We start from the raw sequence: 18,000 nt of genomic DNA, 5'->3' as shown, positions 1-18,000 counted from the left end.
CATCGCTCAACTTATCGTCTCTCCGACGGAGAACCTCATGGACGCCGACAAAATCAAAGACTTCTTCATTCACCACGCCGAAAAAATGGTCGTCGGCATCGTGATTTTGACGTCGGTATGGATGGTGTATAGCGGTCTGAGTTTGCCCGACATGACGAAGGAGCAGGACCCCGAGAGGCTCGCCAACGAAGCCAAGCAGGTCCGGGCGAGTATCGATGACGATCACTCCGAGGCAATCCTTCCCGAACGGAAGCCCACCTTCGATATCAAAGCGGAGTTGGCTGAGAAGAACGAGTACGTGCCCTACCAAGCGTACAACCCCAGCAAAACATGGATTCCGATTCCGTTGACCGAATCGACCCGTCGTCAGGATCCGACGTTGTTGGCCCCCCGCGCCCTGATGACCAGTTCGCATATCGAATCGTACGCCGTGCTGTCATCGAGTGCTAACTATCGCGCCCGAGACCTCCCGCCGGCGGAACCTGTCGAAAAGGTTGAGCAGAAAAAGAAGCCCCAGCCAAAACGGTCGCGTGGGCGTCGGGGCATGATGGGCATGGACGACATGATGGGCATGGACGACATGATGGAAATGGATAGCGGTATGATGGACCCCGGAATGATGGATCCGAGCATGATGGGGCCAGGGATGATGGACCCGAGCATGATGGGTTCTGGAATGACCGGCCCGGTTCGAACGCTTTCTTCCGAATACAACTTCGGGTTTGTGCCCAACTCGAGCGCATCGATCCAGTCTGCCGACGGCAAGCATCCAGTACCACAGAGTGCGTGGTTTATCGCTGGCACTGCGGTTCTCCCGCACAAGGAAATTGCCGAGGCCTACAAGGCCGCGCTGTTTGATGCCGACGGCTTCCTGCCGCAACGTGACCAGCCGTTTTATTTCAATTACGAAATCCAGCGTGCAAACGTTACTCGGAAATCCGTTGAGCAATTGGTTGAGGAAGACTGGGTCAAGATCGCGTCCCGCGAGAGCGACCTCAAGCGAGCCGCCTTTGTGTGGGCAGGTTACGCTCCCGAGCTGGTTCCGGTTGACTATCGCGACCTTAACGTGACCGGGTACATCCCGCCGATCCTGCTGAGCGATTATTCCAAGTTTGCCCTCCATCCGCTGATCCCCATGCGGACCCGCGTCGAAATCGAACAGGAGTTGTTGTTTGAAGAGTCGCAACAGATCGAAGAAATCAATCCCGATGACTTGGAACTCGCCGGGCCGGGAGCCACTGCCGGTGCCGGTGGAATAGATGGCGACATGGGAATGGATTATTCCATGATGAGTATGGATATGGACTTGGACATGGGGATGAGTATGGGAATGGGGGTTGCCGCTGGCATGCAGACTCTCGAAGTAAATCCCGTTGAATACAAAATCATGCGGTTCTACGACTTTGCCCGCCGTGATGACAAACTCAGCCCGATGCCCGGTCAAAAGTATGTCTATCGGATCCGGTATGCGGTCCAAGATCCAAACTTCCCTGCCAACCCGCTGCATCAACCGAAGATGGCGACCCTCAGTGCGGATGTTTACGCCCGGGTCCAAGGTTTGATGATCGAAGCCGAAGAGAACAAGAAACGCGATTTCCAGCGTTGGAGCCCGTGGAGCGAACCCAGCCCACCTGCGGTTCTTCCGTCTCTGAGCAGCTACTACGCTGGACCCGTTGAACAATCTCGTCCGCGTACATTCGAGATCGCCGGCAAGAAAATCGATTACTACAAGTCGCCTCCAAAAGCGGATGTTTTGAACTTCTCGCACAATCCGACCTACGCGGCCCCGATGCCGATTTGGATGGACGACGCCACCGAAGGCTCGTCGTTGAGTTTCAAGGGAACCTCCGACATCATCGATCCGATCAATCTGCAGATCAAAAAGGTTGAGGATGCTCAGGTGCTGTCCTCGTCCACGGTGATCGATATTGAGGGCGGACGGCCACTGGAGATCGTTGAAAAAGACGAGTTGACCGAACCCGGGTTGGTGCTGCTCTTTGATGAGTACGGTGGTCTGCAGGTGCAGAGCGAGGTGCGGGACCAAGAGAAGTACCGGATCTATTCGTTCGCGAAAGAGCGTGGTCTCTAGACGCGATGCCGAAACAACACGCGTTTGAATACATCGCCGGCACCACGCCGACGACTGCGGGCGATTCTCTCGCCATCATCTATGGCAATGATGCCACGCTCCGTCGATGGGCGATGGAAAAACTCATCGGCGAAGGCGACTGGACTCAATTCGACGGCGAGACGACGCGTTGGTCGGACCTCAGGGACGATTTGGCAACGGCATCATTGTTCGATTTTGACGCCGGTGATAAACGGACCCTGGCGGTGCGTTCGGCCGACAAATTCGTGACCGGTCACCGTACCGAACTGGAGAAGTACGTCGCGGCCCCTGGAGACAGCACGCGGTTTGTCCTCGAACTTGATTCTTTGGCGAGCAACACAAGGCTCTACAAAGCGGCCGACAAGGATCATCTGCTCGTTGCATGCGGCAACAACACGGACACCAAACAAGGGGTCACTGCCGCAACGAGACGCAAGTTTTTGACCGGATACGTGGCCGCGCGGCATCAGGTCAAACTCGCCGCCGGTGCTGCCGACGCGTTGATCGAAATGCTTGGCGAAGAAATTGGCATGCTCGACACCGAGATCGCCAAACTCGCGCTTTACGTGGACGTCGGGGGCAAGATCGAAGAGTCGCTCGTGCGTGACGTTGTCGCTGGTTGGCAGGGCAAGACGGTCTGGCAGATTACCGATGCGATTGCCGGAGGAGATGCGGCGGAAGCTCTCCGGCAACTCGATAAACTGTTCACCGGAGGCCAAAAGGCGATCGCGCTGCTGCCTCAAATCTCTTGGTCACTGCGGCGACTCGGGATGGCGACGACGATCATTGAGCATCGCGAGCGGAGTGGCCGTCCGTGGCAATTCGAAGATGTTTTGGCGCTTGCTGGGATTCGGCGTCCTGCGGAAATTCAGGCAGCTAAGAAACAACTGCAAACGATGGGACGGTCCCGGGCGAAGCAATTGCTCGGCTGGATGCTCGATGCCGACCTTCGCCTCAAAGGCACGCATAGCGCCGATGGCCGCGATCGGTTTATGCTCGAGCAACTCGTGATGCGACTAGCCCGCAGCGCGTAATTGTGCCGTCGCTTCGCGTTTCTTTGCCAATCGCTTGGCGACCCGCGGCGAAGGCGTTCGCCAGCGTCGATGCAGCCACCAGTATTGCTCCGGTGACAAGTCGATGATGCGTTCGAGTTGTCGGTTGTACCAGCCCGTGAGCGTTTCGACGGACTCGCATTCCGGAGGCGGGTTGCCCTCCGCATCGACCACACCGGGGTCAACCATGTCCATCAGTGCCGATTCGAACTGCATCGGCCGACCATCCACTCGCCTCGTGTAGACGGCGAGCATCGGTGCCACGTTGGCCAGCGAAAACAGCGCAAGCGCTTTATGACAGGACGCTGGCACGCCACAAAAGTCCACCCACAAGCCTTTGTCGCCGGCATGTTGGTCGGCCAGCAAGGAAAGTGTCCCGCCCTCCTGCATGAATTGTTCGACGATCGGTGCGCACCCATTTTTGTCGACGAGGCGTTGCCCCTTCGCTCCACGAAATCGCTCGACCCACCGGTGCAAGTAAATGTTGTCAAGGTTGCGGGCGATCGCGAGCGTTTTCAGGCCCATCAGCCCCAGCGTGTAGCTGCCGATTTCGAAATTGCCAAAGTGACCGCTAACCAGCACTGAAGCACGCGGTGAGAAGCTCGCCTGAAGCATCTCACGGTTGCCGCGAAAGCTGACATGTTCAGTCCAGTTCGAGCGATGCAATCGTCGCTGCGCCCACGCGATTTCGCAAACCATCAACATCAAATGGTGCCACATCGCGAGGGTCAATCGCCGCGCGTCTTCTGGCCCAACCGTCGGATAGATCTTGTCGAGCGTTTCCGAAATCGTTCGTTCACGGATCGGCATCGGACCGGTCAACAGAGTCGCGAGCGCCCGACAGAGGTGGTCACCCATGTCCATCGGCAGCACTTGAATCACCGACACGATGCCACGCACGGCCGCATACGCGGTCGCGTCGACCAGCCGACTTGTCAGCCCTTTCAACGTCATGGGGTTTCCCGTGGGGAGCAGGGGAGGGATAGATGCCTCGTCGCATTCTGACATGCCCCCCGCATCCAACACCAGAGCGATTAATACGTGTTTCACACCGGCGAAAACGGACTTGTGATCAGTCCCAAAAAATGGCTACTTTTGAGTTGGCTTACTCCAGTCACTCCCATGAACCTATTCGAGCGTGAGCGACGTCGTTACTGTGATCGAACTTCTCCTTCCTAGTCCCGCAATTCGCCGTTTCCTTCGCATCGCGATCGTCGCCGGAGTTCTGATTGTGGGGAGTCTGGTCATCACCCCCACCGGTGTGATCGGGCAGGAGTCCGTTCCTCAACAGTCCGATTCCACCGGGGCCCCAGCTACCTCCACCGATCCCGACGCGGAAGTCACCGGTCCAGAACTCGTCTTATCAGCGGTCTTGCGATCGGCTGAGGACGCTGCTCAGTTCGAGCGAAATGCTGCGCAGGTGCGTCCCTCTCTCGCTTACCGTAGCGATACTCCGATTCACGGCGAGATCGTCTGCCGCAGTGAAGACGAGACGCCCTTGCCGGAAAACCATTGGGCCCCCTGCAGCCTCGTCGTGACCTCCGTTGCCGATCGCCGGGTTATCGAGCGAGCCCCGCTCATCCGTGCTGACGAAGTCATGGTGCAGCAGGATGAAACTGAATCGGCGATCAACCACAGCGGCCGATGGGAATTTCGTTTCTCGCAGTCTCTCCCCGAAGGCGTGTATGAATTGCGTTTGGATACCCACTCGCCCGCGGCGTCGCGTTGGCGCGGGCTTCTGTATCTCGATCGCGGCCTACTGAAGAATCGCAGCGATGCAAACTCGGCCGCGGTCACCCCTGAATCCTGGCCGCTGATCGTCTTGCCCGCTCAAACTCAACCAATGCCGGTAGCCTCCGTCGGAAATGCCGCAGCAGTGGACGTGCCAGCCGTTTCGGCCTCTGACTCCCCCGCACAGGCCGTGACTCATCGCCGAAGTCTGGTGCGATGGAATGGATTTCCGGAAATCGATGTGGAGTACGGAGCTTTCCAGCCGGGCGGCTCTCTGACCTCGCGATTCTCCTGGGGGCTCGCCGCAGCTGAGCGAAATGGAGCGAGTCCGTCGCAACGTTGGGCCTCGATCATGGAAACGATTCAGCAGCGTTTGGATACCATCGTCGCCGCGTCTGCGGACGGAATCGTGTTTGATGCAACCGACGATTCGCTAACAGGTGACGAACGCGAATTGCGCGAACTACTGATGCGATGCGTGCGAGCAAAAGCCAACCGGCTCGGGTTGCAATCGTGGCAAATCGTTCCACGCGAATCGTCGCCAGCCGAGGTGAATGCCACTGCGGCCGACGAGGTGATTCTCGAACTTGTCAAATCGCCCGCGAGTGCACCGTCAAAGAAGACTCGCTTGCGAGTCGCTAACTTCCAACGTCCATCGCCCCAAACGATCCGTGGTCATTTTCCGCCCGCCCTTCATGCCGCTGACAAAGCCGAAATCCTGTGGTTCGGATGCCGGGAATGTTCGATTGATGAGACTTCTCGTGAGGCAACCACCACCGCAGAATTGGCGAACGACCCGACTGCATTGCCGCTGCTGCGACGCGATGAAGCGTTCGCTGCGAACACGTGGCTTCAGGACTGGTCCAAGTGGACGATCCGCCATACCGCGTCAATGTCACTGAAACGGATCTACCGGCACGACCTGCTCATTGACGAATCGCTTCTCAACGGTGAAGTGCTTCCGCAGTCAGGTTCGGTGCGTGGTGCGATCCAGCTCTGGCGATCTTGCTGGGATGAAGATTCGCGTTGGCTAACGAGCTCGCAGGCCGACGACGAGCGTGGTGGCTCCAGTTCATTGGTGCATATTCGCCATGCGAATATCGGCGATGGCAGTGTATTGATTTGTGTCAATCGTGCTCCATGGCCGATGCGGGTAACGTTTCCGCTATCCGAAATCACGGCGTGGTCGAGTCAGCCACCTACGGCGATTGATGGTGTTCGGACAACACTGCCGATCGTTCGCAGCGGTGGTGCCACGATCGTGGTTCCCGCCTCATCGCTGAGCGTTTGTTGCGCCTCCGACCGGATCTCGCCAACGATTCAGTTCGCCTCCGAGGCAGACGACGCTCGCTCGCGAATTGCACTGCTTACCAGCCAAGTGACGTCGATCGTCGAAAATCTTGGATTGCTCGGCGAGCTCGCCGGAATGACATCAACTGCGAGGTCTCCAGCGCAAACCATGGTTGCCGGCTCTCGGTATTCGAGGGGCGGTGTAAACGCGCAGAACGTTTCGACGCCGGGCGCATCCACATCTGACGAAACCGTGTCGAGCCGGGCCGGCTCGCTGTGGTTGACCGACCGGTGGAGCATGGGACGCGCATTTACGTCCGGGGACAGTCGCTCTTCGTCGCGCGAACGAACGGTGTCGAGCGATGGGACTGCTCTCGATCAATTGGGCGAACGCACGCCACCGACGCCTGTCCAATCGCTTGAGGCGAATCAACCGACGTGTCGCAATCTGCTCGTCAATGGTGGGTTCGAACAACGTCACGAACTTGGCATCCCCGGCTGGATGCATGCCCATCATCCTGCCGACGCGGTCGCCATCGATTCGGTTGCATTCAGCGAAGGCAGAAAGTCGATCCGCATGTGCGGCAAGACCGAGTCAGGAGCCTCGTCCTGGTTGATCAGTCGAGAGGTTGGGCGTCCAGTTGCCGGACGTATCGGGATCTCGATGTCAGTTCGTGGGCAGGCACCAATCATCAGCGATCCCGCCACATCGGCTCAGCCAGTGCCGCCGGAAATGGCGGAGATTCGCGTCGCAATCGAAGGTGAGCGAAATGGTCAACCGATCAGACGCAGTGAAACGCTGAAAGTCGCGAGCGACGGAAAATGGCACGTCGGGCGTCTGGTCCTGGAATGGCTCGATGTTGATTGCGAGAAAGATCAGAATCTTCGAGTCACGATTGATAACTTCTCATCGACAACCGTTTGGATCGATGACGTGATCGTCACCGACTACTTTGCCAGTGCGGCGGAACGCTCGGAACTGCAGAGTCTTGCGTATCTCGCCGTGCAGGGGCTCCAGCATTCTGATTTAAAACCCGCCGCGGCGCTACTACGAAACTACTGGGCCAACGACCTGTTGAGGATCTCTCACCACACCACGGTCTCCATGGTCCCCGATGACGCAACGGGCCGAGATGGGGTTCGTAGTCGCTTTCCGTTTGATGTCGGCGGCCTTCCCACGCCCATGTGGCGTGAAGCGGCTCCTACCGTGCCCTCAACAGAAAATCCCTCGCCCGTGCCTCCATTTGGCTCGCCCGAGCGAACCCCGGCCAACGATTCAACCGTAACACCCGAGCCGGATCCGTCATCCGATGCCACGAAAATAGAGTCCGAAGCCTCCGAAACGATTGCCGGCAGGCTTCGCAGGTGGCTGCCGAATCCCCTGCGGTTCTAGCGAAAAATCAACAAAATTATCGCTCCCCACAGCACCGCATTCGGTTGTTTTGAACGCATTTACCGCTTCCAATAATACCCGGCCTTGGTGCAGAACCACGGCATCGCCTCATTCCGCCGTCGTCCTGCAATGGAGATCTGATGAGCCGCTTTAAAAATACCTTCGCGAATCGGTGGGTGCGTTTGTCGCTCTGCATCGTGGCAACCTGTGTCATCGTTGCTTCTGGCGCGAGTTGGTGGGCGGTTTCTCAATCCAAACAAGTTCCCGAGTTTTACAGTCGGGCGAGGAATCAATCGGAGGCGATTGCTGAAATTGCTCGGAACCAACTCGAGCATGATGTCGAACAGGTTCGCCTGCAAACGCAGCAAGGGATGTTTTGGAAAACGTCGTTTAGCGAAGAAGAGATTAATGCGTGGCTGCAGAGCGAACTCCCCGAGCGGTTCGGGCGACTCTTTGCGCATGGTGTTTCTGATCCCGCGATCGCGTTGGAGAATGGGCAGCTCTTTGCCGCCGCACGATACACGTCCAACCGATGGGACACCGTCGTTTCATGTCGGTTGAGTGTCGAGATGACCGAAGAGCCGAACTTGCTCGCGATCGCATTGTCAGACTTGAAGGCCGGCGCGTTGCCTCTGCCGCTGGAACCGTTTGTCCGAAAAATCAGCAAAGAGGCCGCGATGGGCGATCTCGACATCCGTTGGGACTTTACCGAAGCGGGACCGATCGCTCTCGTTGAGATTCCTCAGGAAGACCCACGGTTTGTGATCAAACCGCTCGTTATCGAATCGGTTAACTTGATCGCTGGCCAATTGCAAATGGCGGGACGCGTTGGGTCGGAAGCGTCCCACGAATACCAACCACGCGGCCCCGTACATCGCTTCGTCTCGTACCGGCCTACCGAAAGCCGAAACGCCGCTCCAGACTCCGAGGCGAAGACTCGCTAACACGTGTCACGGATAGGGGGGCATCCGTTGATGGTGGCTTGCCATATGCACGGGCACTCGCCTGACACGGGGGGGCGGGGAGTGCGGGAACTCGACGGAACGCTATCATGGGTTCGTGATCTAATTGATTGCTGAGTCCCATTTCTTGCCCGCTGAACGTTTCGAGCCGAGAGCCATACCGTGACGATTTCCATCATGCGCCGTTTCACTTTTTGCGCGGGCCATCGTTTGGTCGGCCACGAAGGGAAATGCCAAAACCTTCATGGTCACAACTACGTGCTTGAGGTCTACGTGACCGGACAAGAGCAAGACGCGGTTGGCCGGATTCTCGATTTCAAGCAACTCAAAACGAAGTGCAAAACTTGGATCGACGACAATTGGGACCACGCTTTTGTGTTGTGGGACCAAGACCAAAACGGGCTCGACGCAATCCGTAGTTCGGTGCCCCACCGCATCTATGAACTCGATAGCAATCCGACTGCCGAAAACATGGCCAAACACTTCCTGGAGGTCGCCTGTCCGCTGATTCTCAGTGACACCGGTGCGAGTGCGTTTAAGGTTCGGTTATGGGAAAGTGAAGAGACCTATGCGGAGGTCTCTCTTTAGTGCCGATGTTTCGCAAGCGGCGGGGGCAAGCGGTGGGTTCGTTTTCGCGATTGTCGGTCGCGACAAATGTTCACTGTCTCGGCGTCTCAGCGTTTGTCCCGCCAGCATTGATCGGTATGCGTCGAATCGATGTGCCGGGACGCGAGGTCGAGCGAGGGGCAGATTCATTCGACTGAGCCGTTCACGAGCCGCGTCTTCGCGGAGGCGATTTCGTCGTGTTTTTGCGTCTCAAAGCGTACTAAGACTGCCGCAGCGATGTGGTGAATTTTCGTCCCCGTTGACATCCACTATCGTTGTCAGGCATGTTATCGTGCATGGCTACACGACGACGCGCACGCGAAATTGTCCTTCAACTTCTGTACGAAGCCGATCTGAACGATTGGCGCGATGCGGCTGCGTCGCGCCGTTTCATTCGGTCGCGGTTGCAGGGCCGAAACCTGCTTATCACCTTCGCGACCGAGTTGCTCGATGGCACGATGGCCCACCGTGATGAAATTGATCGCGAGCTGAAGCGATTGTCGACCAACTGGGCTTTGGGGCGGATGCCCGTCACCGATCGGAATGTGTTGCGACTGGGTGCGTACGAAATTCTGTTCGCGCAGACGCCAGGGCAAGTCGCGATATCAGAAGCCCTGACGCTCGCTCGTCGCTATGGGGGCGAGAACAGTCCGCGTTTTATCAACGGTGTTCTCGACCGACTCTTCAAGAAAACCGCTGCTGAGAAAAGCACCGTCGCTTCGGAATAGAATCCATGCGATCCGCTTACGCTGAGGTGTTCCGCGTTGCGGTTCCCTTGATGATTAGCACGGGCATGTTCTCGCTCGTTTTATTCGTCGACCGCACGTTGCTGTTCCAGCACGAGCCCGCGGAGATGGGTGCTGCGATGGCAGCGGGAAATTTGTTCTGGGTCAGTATCTGCGTCTTCGTGGGGATCGCGTCGATGACCGGCGCGATCGCGAGTCAGTACGTCGGGGCGGGGCGGCCCAGCCGGATTGGTCGAATGTTATGGCAATCGGTTTGGTTTTCACTGGCAACAATGCCGCTCTTCCTCGTCCTTGGTTACAACGCCGAGACGTTGTTCAAATGGACGCAGCAGGCGCCGGCGCTGATTCCGCTGGAGTCGATTTATTTCCAGATCTTAATGTGGGGCGGCGCCGGTGAAGTTCTGCAGACCGCGTTGTCTGGTTTCTTCAGCGGCACGCATCGGACGCGAACTATCGCGATCGTCAGCGTGATCTCCGGTGTAATCAATTTGTTGCTCGATTACATCTTGATCTTCGGCATCGACCCGGCTTGGTGGGGCGGTGAAGGTCCGCGGTTGTGGGAGATGGGGATCGCCGGCGCCGGAATCGCGAGCGTCTTATCGTTTTGGTTCAAACCGGTCTGTTTTGCTGCGATCTTGTTGCGACCCCAATTTCGCGAGACGTACGGCATCGTACGCGGTCTTTGTTTTGACCAGCGTATGATGTGGCGTTTGATCTACTTCGGCTTCCCCGCCGGTCTGATGTATGTCACCGAAGCGGGGGCGTTTTCCGTCATCGTGTTAATGATCGGGCGGCTCGGGGACGTGCCACTGCAAGCGACCACGATGGCGATTAATTTCAATATGATCGCGTTCATTCCATTGGTTGGGATGTCAATCGCCGCCTCGGTTCTGGTGGGGCAGCATTTGGTCCGCAGCGGACCCGAGCCCGCGATCCGTTGTGTGCGGGCGGCGCTGACGGTCGCCTGGGCATACTCCGCCGCCTGGGCCTTGGCGTACTGGTTCTGCGCCGGGACTTTGATTTCGCTCTATGCCATGAATCAATCGGACTCGACGATTCCCGCCGATGCGGCGTTGGCATTGCAAACTGCCGAAACTCTGCTCGGGTTCGTGGCCATCTACGTGTTGCTCGACGCGACCCAATTGATTTTGGCAGGTGCCCTCCGAGGGGCTGGTGACACATGGTTCGTCTTGCTCGCCGGGCTCACGGTGTCGCTCGCGACTCTTGCGTTCGGTGTTTTCTTCGAGCCCGATTGGGAGCCGGCATTATGGGGAACCAGTTTGCCAGAGGGTGTCGAGGGGGTGGCAACCACGATGTCGGAATCTGTTGCCGTCACGCTGCGATGGTGGTGGATCGTATTGACGTGTTGGGTCATCTCGCTGGCCGGTGCCATGTCGGCTCGTTATCTGCAAGGCTCGTGGAAGCGAATGCGGATGGTCTGATGCGGCAAGGCGGTCAACGGTTTACCGCTGACGTGTCGGCGGTGGTCGACCGAATCATCCCGGGAAACCACGACTCGAGCGTTTGGCTCACGCCACCCAGCGCGTAGCGTTGGATCGTCGGGGCCCCGATCGGACCGTCGACTTCAATCGTCCAAAACGTGTAGCTGTTGTCTCGCAGCGGGCTGATCACTTTGCTGAACAGGTTCTGTGGACTTACCTTTGTGTTGAACGACAGGTCGAGGTGCTCCAGACGTGACAGCGTTCCGCTGCCATCGAGAGCAACCAAATCGCCCCACATCGACAACCGATTGAAATTGATGTCCTCGCCAAAGATCGCGAATTCAGTCTCACCGTCGGTAAACGCGACGTCTTCTGTGGGCGTGATTCGCAGCAGGTTTAAGACTTGAACCAGCAGCGGTAGCTCATAGATGTTTGCGCCGCTGACCCGCGCCGTGCCAGATCCTTTGAGCAGGTCGGAATCGCCGAGTCGTCCGTCGAGTCGTGAGTTCATGTCGAAGCGACCCGTGATCCCCGAACGGGTTTGCCCCATCTCCGCGAGTATCGTCGCGAGCTGCCCGTTGGCCATCGACACGCCGACGTCGAAATCACCTGTCGAAAGCGCGACAGTGCCGCTAACGTCGAGCTGTCCACCAAACATTCGGCCCACGATCGGAGTCGGCCGACCCGTTTGCACGCCATCGTTCGCTGCCGCGAGTTGAGATTCGGCGGTGACATACAACGGCCTGCCCGTGATTGGGTCGACACCTGTCGACAGCGTCCCGAGTCGCATCTCGTCTCCCAGTATCGAAAACGGGCCACGCAGTGACGTCACTTGCAGTCCATAGGCGTGTAATGAATCGATCGCGAGATTGCCGCCCGCCCGCAAGAGTTCCCCGTCCTTGATACCGCTGACCATGATTTCGCCGCGTAGCGAATGGACCGGACCGACGTCCGCAATCCGATTGCCTTCGAGTTGCAGAGCCAGATCCCAATTGATCGCCGGTGACTCCAAGTCCGATTCGGGCAGCAAGATGTTGGTCACGCCACGCAGTCCAAGGGGGCCGCGCAAGTCGAGGCCATGCATCGCCCATCTCATCTGCTCGGGAAGCGCCGCAATCAGCTCTTCATCAGGAATCAGCCGGCATCCGCTGTGCAGATCTAAGGTCAGCAGCCATCGTCCCGACGCATCCGGTCGGCATACGCCGTCTGCGATCAATCGAGACGCATCGTGTCGTCCACGCAAGTTTGTGATTGTTACCGCGCCATCGCGATAGTCCACGCGGCCACCCACGATATCGATCCGGTAAGGAACCGCTTTGGGGCGGATGCTGAGTGCGTTCGGATTCACACGAGCTTCGCTTTGGTGGGCCGCATTGAGTGAGAGTTCGATCGGCTGGGAACCCGTACGGTGGATTTGAACATCGAGTTGATCGAGTGTTCCCGCGGGCGAGATCGCTTCCCAGATGTTGCGTGATGATTCCGGCAGCGACACCCGCAGCGAATGGTCCATCGCAACATCGGCGACGCGAAAACGCATATTCAGTTCGGACTGCTCCGGATCGCTGGACATTTCATACAGCCCGTCGCACGCAATCTTGGCGGCGCCGGCGTTGTTTGCGGTGAAACCGATCATCCGCACGAGATCGTCTTGGACTTGGATGCGACCGGCGACGTTGTATAGCGGGTAGGCGAATTGGTCATAACGCAGCGTTCCGCCGATCACCCTCAGGTCAAATCGTCGACTCGTGACGCCTGCCGCATCCGTTTGGATCGATGCGGATGCCAGTTCAATCGCCCCGCGTGGATGCAGCGAGCGAATGAACGACTCCAGCTTCGATTTTTCTGTTGCGACATCGCCCACATCCGACGACTCACGCGGCGTCAACGCCGATACCAACGCACTGTCAATTGGAATCGCGCCGTCGGATTGAATGATGATCGACTTCGCGGGTGAAACCTCCGCATCCGGATGCAACTTCATCGGTACGTTGAATTCGCAGTGGATCGGCCGACCGCCGGCGAATCCGGTCAAACGCCGGGCGTCCACTCGTCCGTCAGCGATTTTGATTAACCCCGTCAACCCTTCGACGGGATACGGGAATTTGTCAAATTGAGCGCCAACGCCCTCGCAGTTGACATCCGCTTGTACCGACCAAGGTATGTGTGCGAGCGGTTGCGGGTTGAACCACCGTGAGGTGAAATCGATTTGTCCCGAAGGGCGAAAGCGATCGTATAGCATCGCCGTCTTCTCGGGCATCAAAGGGCGATAGCCGTCGTTGATTCTTAAGTTATCCGCCGCCACGGTGAAGTCGCAATTCCAAACGCGGGCGACCCAAAGTGATTCCCCGATACGAAACGACATTCCGTCGTCGGTCACCTGGCGTGCGGCCGAATAACTGGATCGAAACGCTGGTGACGGTAAGGACTTCTCTGGTGCAACAACAGTCACTGCGATGTTCGATTGCCCGCGGATCTGAACGACCGCTTGCCCCAGCATCGCGCGAGTTGGAAATAATTCAATTTTGGTCGGCGTGACTTTGAGTCGACCCGAACACTGTTCCACCGAACCCGGCAACCGCTTGTCGGTGTACTGCCCGCTGCGAAGGACGAAGTCGAGTTCGTAGTCGAGCGGCGGCGCCGTAGAGAGAGCACCGGCTTTCCCTCCTTCGCCCATTTGAAAACGGAAGCTCAGGTCACCGACGACGTCGAATCGGGCACCAGTGGGAGGTCGGTGCGGCAGCCAAGTCGCAAACCGATCCACCAACGTGTTGCTGCAACGCAGCGACGAAACCTTTGCCGCGGCCACTGTCCGAATCACTTTGCCCTGACGAAGGGTTTGCGAAATTTCTAGTGTGCCGCCGCCGCACAAGTCACTGTCCCCACGCAACACGAAATGTCGCTCGCCGTTGGCAAGCACCGTGGAATCACAGGTGTTTTCGATCGTAATCTCAGGCCAACGGAACTGGATCGGTCGCTCGGGTTCGCTCGCTGGTTCGGCTTCAGGTTTGGACCGGCCACCGAGATATGTCGGAGACGGTTTGGGGTCTACCGACAGATTTAGCGTTACTCCTCGAAGATCAATGCGAGGGCAAACCGGACCGAGCTGTGGGGGCGGCCAAAGTCCGGCCAGCGAAAGCTCGCCGTTGGATTTCAAACGCATGTCTGCGTTGATCCCTTCGACCACAACATGCTTCGTCGTCATCGGGTTTTGCTGATCGAGTAGTTTTTTTGCGTCGATGTCGGCAAATACCGTCATGCGATCGATCTCGACAACCGGTTGACTGCCCCAACGGGTCAAAATGGCGTCAGTAATCGATAGCGGCTGCGATCCGGTTGCCGGTTGGGAAAGCGGCGTGAAACTGATCTTTTCAAACTGAAATCCCACCCCCGGCCGATAGATTCCGCGTCCGATTGAGACGTCCCAGTCCTGGTAGTGATCAGCAAGTTGCCGTTCGAACACACGCCGTGCTTGTTCACCGAGCGTTTGAGGGCCAATGGTCTTGGCCACAAACGCGATCGCCAAACATACCACCACCAGCACCGCGATCGTTTTCAAACGGCTACGGGGTGGTCGGGATTGCGAAACGGGTTCCGGAGACGTCAACGGAGAGATCTCATCCTTGAGAAAACGATGTCTATTTCCAGCCGAAACGGCGGGCACCGTCCACTTGGATCGCACCGATGAACGGCATCCTGCCGCCTGAAAAAGACTTCGCCGATACTACCCGCTGATTTCCTAGCTTAACCAGCCCAAAAACGACGCAAAACGGTACAACCACGGACTTTGCCAAGGTGAATCCAGGCTGGTCGAAACCGAGAAAACGCTGGCCGCCAGCAATGCGATGGCGAGGCAGCGTCCCCCCCGCGATTCGCTCATCTCATTCAGCTCCGGGATGATCGCGTAGATCCACAAAGGAGCCAACCATAGCATCCATCGGAAACAAACGCTCACGCCCCCATAATTGCGGTCAATCTCAGGCCGGGCGATATAAAACGCAAAGCAAACGACGGTCACTAACGCAATTGCACTCGCCAAATACCGCCTATCCCGCGGCCCGTTGGCGCATTTGTACATCAGCCCAAGCGGCATCAGGAGCCAGATCGGTGTGAGGGAGAAAATCCCGTAGGTGCCCAATGTTGCGTTGAACGCGTAGATGCCGCGGCTTGCCTCGCCGAGGTCAACTCCCCGACGTTTTCCAGTTCGCCAGTAGCTGCCCGGGTAGTCGTACCAGTCATCCCATTTGGCGACGGCCCAAGCCGAAGACGAACCGGCATGAGATTGCGGTTGCACCTTCCACTGTTGTTGTCGCTGTTCGCCGCCCTCCGCAAATTCTGCGAGGATCTCATAGCCACCGGATTGCAGCGTTCGGGCCTTGATCGACTCCGCTGCCGAAAAGACGTCTAGCGTCGCGAGCTCGGCCGTCAGGGCTGATTCTGCCTCGGGTGCAGTTAGCGCCGAATCCTTCAACCATTCAAACTCAGCCACCACGTCGCCGGTCCCACGGTGGGCGTAGGGTGTTCGCCAGCTTTGATGGGCCCAGTAGTTGGTGCCAAAAATCCCCACCGCAACGACGGTCGCGCCGACGAGAAAACCCGGGATCGATCGCGGGATCAGGACCCCAAAGAGGACCAACCATAACACAAACATCGACAACGCCGGCAGTTCGCACGCGACCGCAAACGCAGCCGCGCTGCCTGCGGTCACCCACGGCCAAAACCGCGGACGATACGTCACGCCCCCGAATGAATCGTGGACCTTTTCGCTCACGTGTAGGTACAGGTACAGCGTCAATGAAGTCGCCGCCGCCGCGAACAAATGGTTGTTCAACGAGATCGCAAATGGTGTTAGCATCGTTGCGAAACAACTCGCGAGGACCGCCAGTCGTTTGGCAAAATCTGAAGCGCTCGACCACTCAATGCTCAGCATCATCGTGACCAGAAACAGCCCCATCACCGGAACGTTGATCAGCAGCAACAACAGCCGGGGCATGTAAATCGGTTGCTCCGTCATGCTGATGCCCGTCGCATTGTGCACCACGTAATACACACCCGCGACCATCGTAGTTAGCAGCGTCGGTTTGCTGCTGTAGTAGTGCAACCGTCCATCGGGACCGATGTGCCGGACTTTGTCGATTGTGTCCCAGATTTGATGTCCACGTTTACCGCGAATCGATATCACATCGTCGATCGCAAACGTGTTGTGTTCGACCAATGCCGCAACGCTGGCCCAGCGACTGCGATCGTTCGCACTCAAAACCGCGGCATCGCCCTCGGCGTTGATCACCACCGCAATGCGTCCAGCGACTAGCGCTAAGGTGACCGCGATCAGCACCAAATGCATTCGAAACCGCTTCTCGCGCGGCACATCATGCTTTCGCATTAACTAGTCGCCCCGGTCGATCGGACCGCCGTGTCACCGGACGATTCATCATCGAACCCCGCGACTTCCGAGACGCTAAACGAAACGTGATGCAGCGGAACGTTTGCGTTGCCAACCGCGGCTGTCCCCTTTTGGAACGACCTCAGCGATCGATCCCGCGCCGCCGATACCGACACGATCAGCTCCGCGATCAGTCCGGCGAGCACGCATTGGGCACCCAGCAGCACGGCCAAGATGCAGTAGTAAAAAATCGCTGTCGAATGCAGGTGCAACGGGTCACCGCCGTCGATGCGGGAAACGACCCAGCGGGCGCTCAGGTAAAACATTCCGAGCGAACCGAACGCGAAACAGGCCAGCCCCGCGGAGCCGATTAGGTGCAACGGCCGGCGGGCGTAATCGGTCAATAAGTAAATGCTCATCAGGTCCAGGAATCCTTTTCCCAGTCGAGACAAGCCGTACTTGGATCGCCCGTGAACACGCGGATGGTGCAACACTTCGATCTCGCCGACTTTCCAACCGCGGGCGGCAGCGAGAACCGGGATAAAACGGTGCCGCTCGCCATACAGATCCACCTCAGCGAGAACCTCCCGCCGGTATGCCTTGAATCCGCAATTGTGATCGTGTAGCCGCACGCCTGTTATTCCGCTAACCAATGCATTAAACACTCGACTGGGCAGCACCTTGTGCCACGGATCGTGCCGCACACGTTTCCACCCACTCACGACGTCGAGTGTAGTCACCGTTCCCTCCGATTGGTAGGGACTGTTAGGGCTCTGTGGGGTAGTTTGTTGCCCCCGCGGCGAGAGTGTCTCGGCGATCGAGTCCGACTGATCAGCCGGCTGACCCGCTAAGGCGAAAAGAAATCGCGGTATCTCATCCGGATCGTCCTGTAAGTCCGCGTCCATCGTGATCACGACTTTACCGCGAGCGATCGAAAAGCCCGCGCTCAGGGCTGCCGCTTTTCCAAAGTTTCTTCGCAAGCGGATCGCACGGGTGCCGGCGTGTTGTCGCGAGAGCGAATTCATTTTCGACCACGTCGAATCGCTCGAACCATCGTCGATAAAAATGATTTCGAGGGACTTCCCCGCCCGCTGGCACACCTCAACCACTTTCGTGTGCAGCGTTTCGAGCGACTCCTCTTCGTTCATCGCGGGGATGACGATCGATAGGTCGACCTCGTCGGGAGGTGTGGCCTGCGTCGTCGCTCTCGATTGAGGATGAGGCGGACGATTGCTCAGTACCGCCGCATCAAATTCGGTCGACGAACGGTCGGTTTGCGTACTCAAAA

Annotated in this window: 11 protein-coding genes; 7 read left to right on the top strand and 4 right to left on the bottom strand. The window is 57.9% G+C overall.

Annotation, left to right across the window (positions count from 1 at the left end; translation table 11 throughout):
- Positions 1–37: 37 nt before the first annotated feature.
- Both NB063_RS05500 and holA read left to right on the top strand, forming a co-directional pair.
- Positions 38–2,089 (top strand): hypothetical protein, encoded by a 2,052-nt coding sequence (locus NB063_RS05500; protein ID WP_250927751.1) that lies wholly within the window; start codon positions 38–40, stop codon positions 2,087–2,089.
- A 5-nt stretch (positions 2,090–2,094) separates the two neighbouring features.
- Complete coding sequence (gene holA, locus NB063_RS05495) at positions 2,095–3,144, top strand: DNA polymerase III subunit delta (RefSeq protein ID WP_250927750.1); 1,050 nt, start codon at positions 2,095–2,097, stop codon at positions 3,142–3,144.
- On the opposite strand, the gene NB063_RS05490 is transcribed toward holA, so the two are convergent.
- On the bottom strand, positions 3,127–4,116 hold the full coding sequence (locus NB063_RS05490) for a lysophospholipid acyltransferase family protein (protein ID WP_250927749.1): 990 nt from the start codon (positions 4,114–4,116) through the stop codon (positions 3,127–3,129). The genes holA and NB063_RS05490 overlap by 18 nt on opposite strands.
- 184 nt (positions 4,117–4,300) lie before the next feature.
- On the opposite strand from NB063_RS05490, the gene NB063_RS05485 reads away from it, so the two are divergent.
- The 5 genes from NB063_RS05485 (at position 4,301) to NB063_RS05465 (ending at position 11,332) form a co-directional block, all read left to right on the top strand.
- Complete coding sequence (locus tag NB063_RS05485; protein WP_250927748.1) at positions 4,301–7,576, top strand: hypothetical protein; 3,276 nt, start codon at positions 4,301–4,303, stop codon at positions 7,574–7,576.
- A 140-nt stretch (positions 7,577–7,716) separates the two neighbouring features.
- Complete coding sequence (locus NB063_RS05480) at positions 7,717–8,520, top strand: hypothetical protein (protein WP_250927747.1); 804 nt, start codon at positions 7,717–7,719, stop codon at positions 8,518–8,520.
- Positions 8,521–8,715: 195 nt separating this feature from the next.
- Positions 8,716–9,126, top strand: a complete 411-nt coding sequence (queD, locus tag NB063_RS05475) for a 6-carboxytetrahydropterin synthase QueD (RefSeq protein ID WP_250927746.1) — start codon at positions 8,716–8,718, stop codon at positions 9,124–9,126.
- A 302-nt stretch (positions 9,127–9,428) separates the two neighbouring features.
- Positions 9,429–9,872: a transcription antitermination factor NusB gene (gene nusB, locus NB063_RS05470; RefSeq protein WP_250927745.1), complete on the top strand. Its 444-nt coding sequence runs from the start codon at positions 9,429–9,431 to the stop codon at positions 9,870–9,872.
- 5 nt (positions 9,873–9,877) lie between these two features.
- A complete protein-coding gene (locus NB063_RS05465; RefSeq protein WP_250927744.1) occupies positions 9,878–11,332 on the top strand; it encodes an MATE family efflux transporter in 1,455 nt (484 codons plus the stop codon).
- A 13-nt stretch (positions 11,333–11,345) separates the two neighbouring features.
- Here NB063_RS05465 and NB063_RS05460 read toward each other — a convergent pair whose 3' ends face one another.
- From NB063_RS05460 to NB063_RS05450, 3 genes are all read right to left on the bottom strand, one after another.
- Complete coding sequence (locus tag NB063_RS05460) at positions 11,346–14,888, bottom strand: hypothetical protein (protein WP_250927743.1); 3,543 nt, start codon at positions 14,886–14,888, stop codon at positions 11,346–11,348.
- 180 nt (positions 14,889–15,068) lie between these two features.
- Positions 15,069–16,712, bottom strand: a complete 1,644-nt coding sequence (locus tag NB063_RS05455) for a hypothetical protein (protein WP_250927742.1) — start codon at positions 16,710–16,712, stop codon at positions 15,069–15,071.
- Positions 16,712–17,998 (bottom strand): glycosyltransferase family 2 protein, encoded by a 1,287-nt coding sequence (locus NB063_RS05450; protein WP_250927741.1) that lies wholly within the window; start codon positions 17,996–17,998, stop codon positions 16,712–16,714. Before NB063_RS05450 ends, NB063_RS05455 begins: the two co-directional genes overlap by 1 nt.
- Between the last annotated feature and the right edge of the window lie 2 nt (positions 17,999–18,000).

Origin of the sequence: Aporhodopirellula aestuarii, assembly GCF_023701485.1 — a bacterium.
In the GTDB taxonomy this organism is placed as follows: Bacteria; Planctomycetota; Planctomycetia; order Pirellulales; family Pirellulaceae; genus Rhodopirellula; species Rhodopirellula aestuarii.
This window is presented reverse-complemented; position numbering and strand designations above follow the sequence as displayed.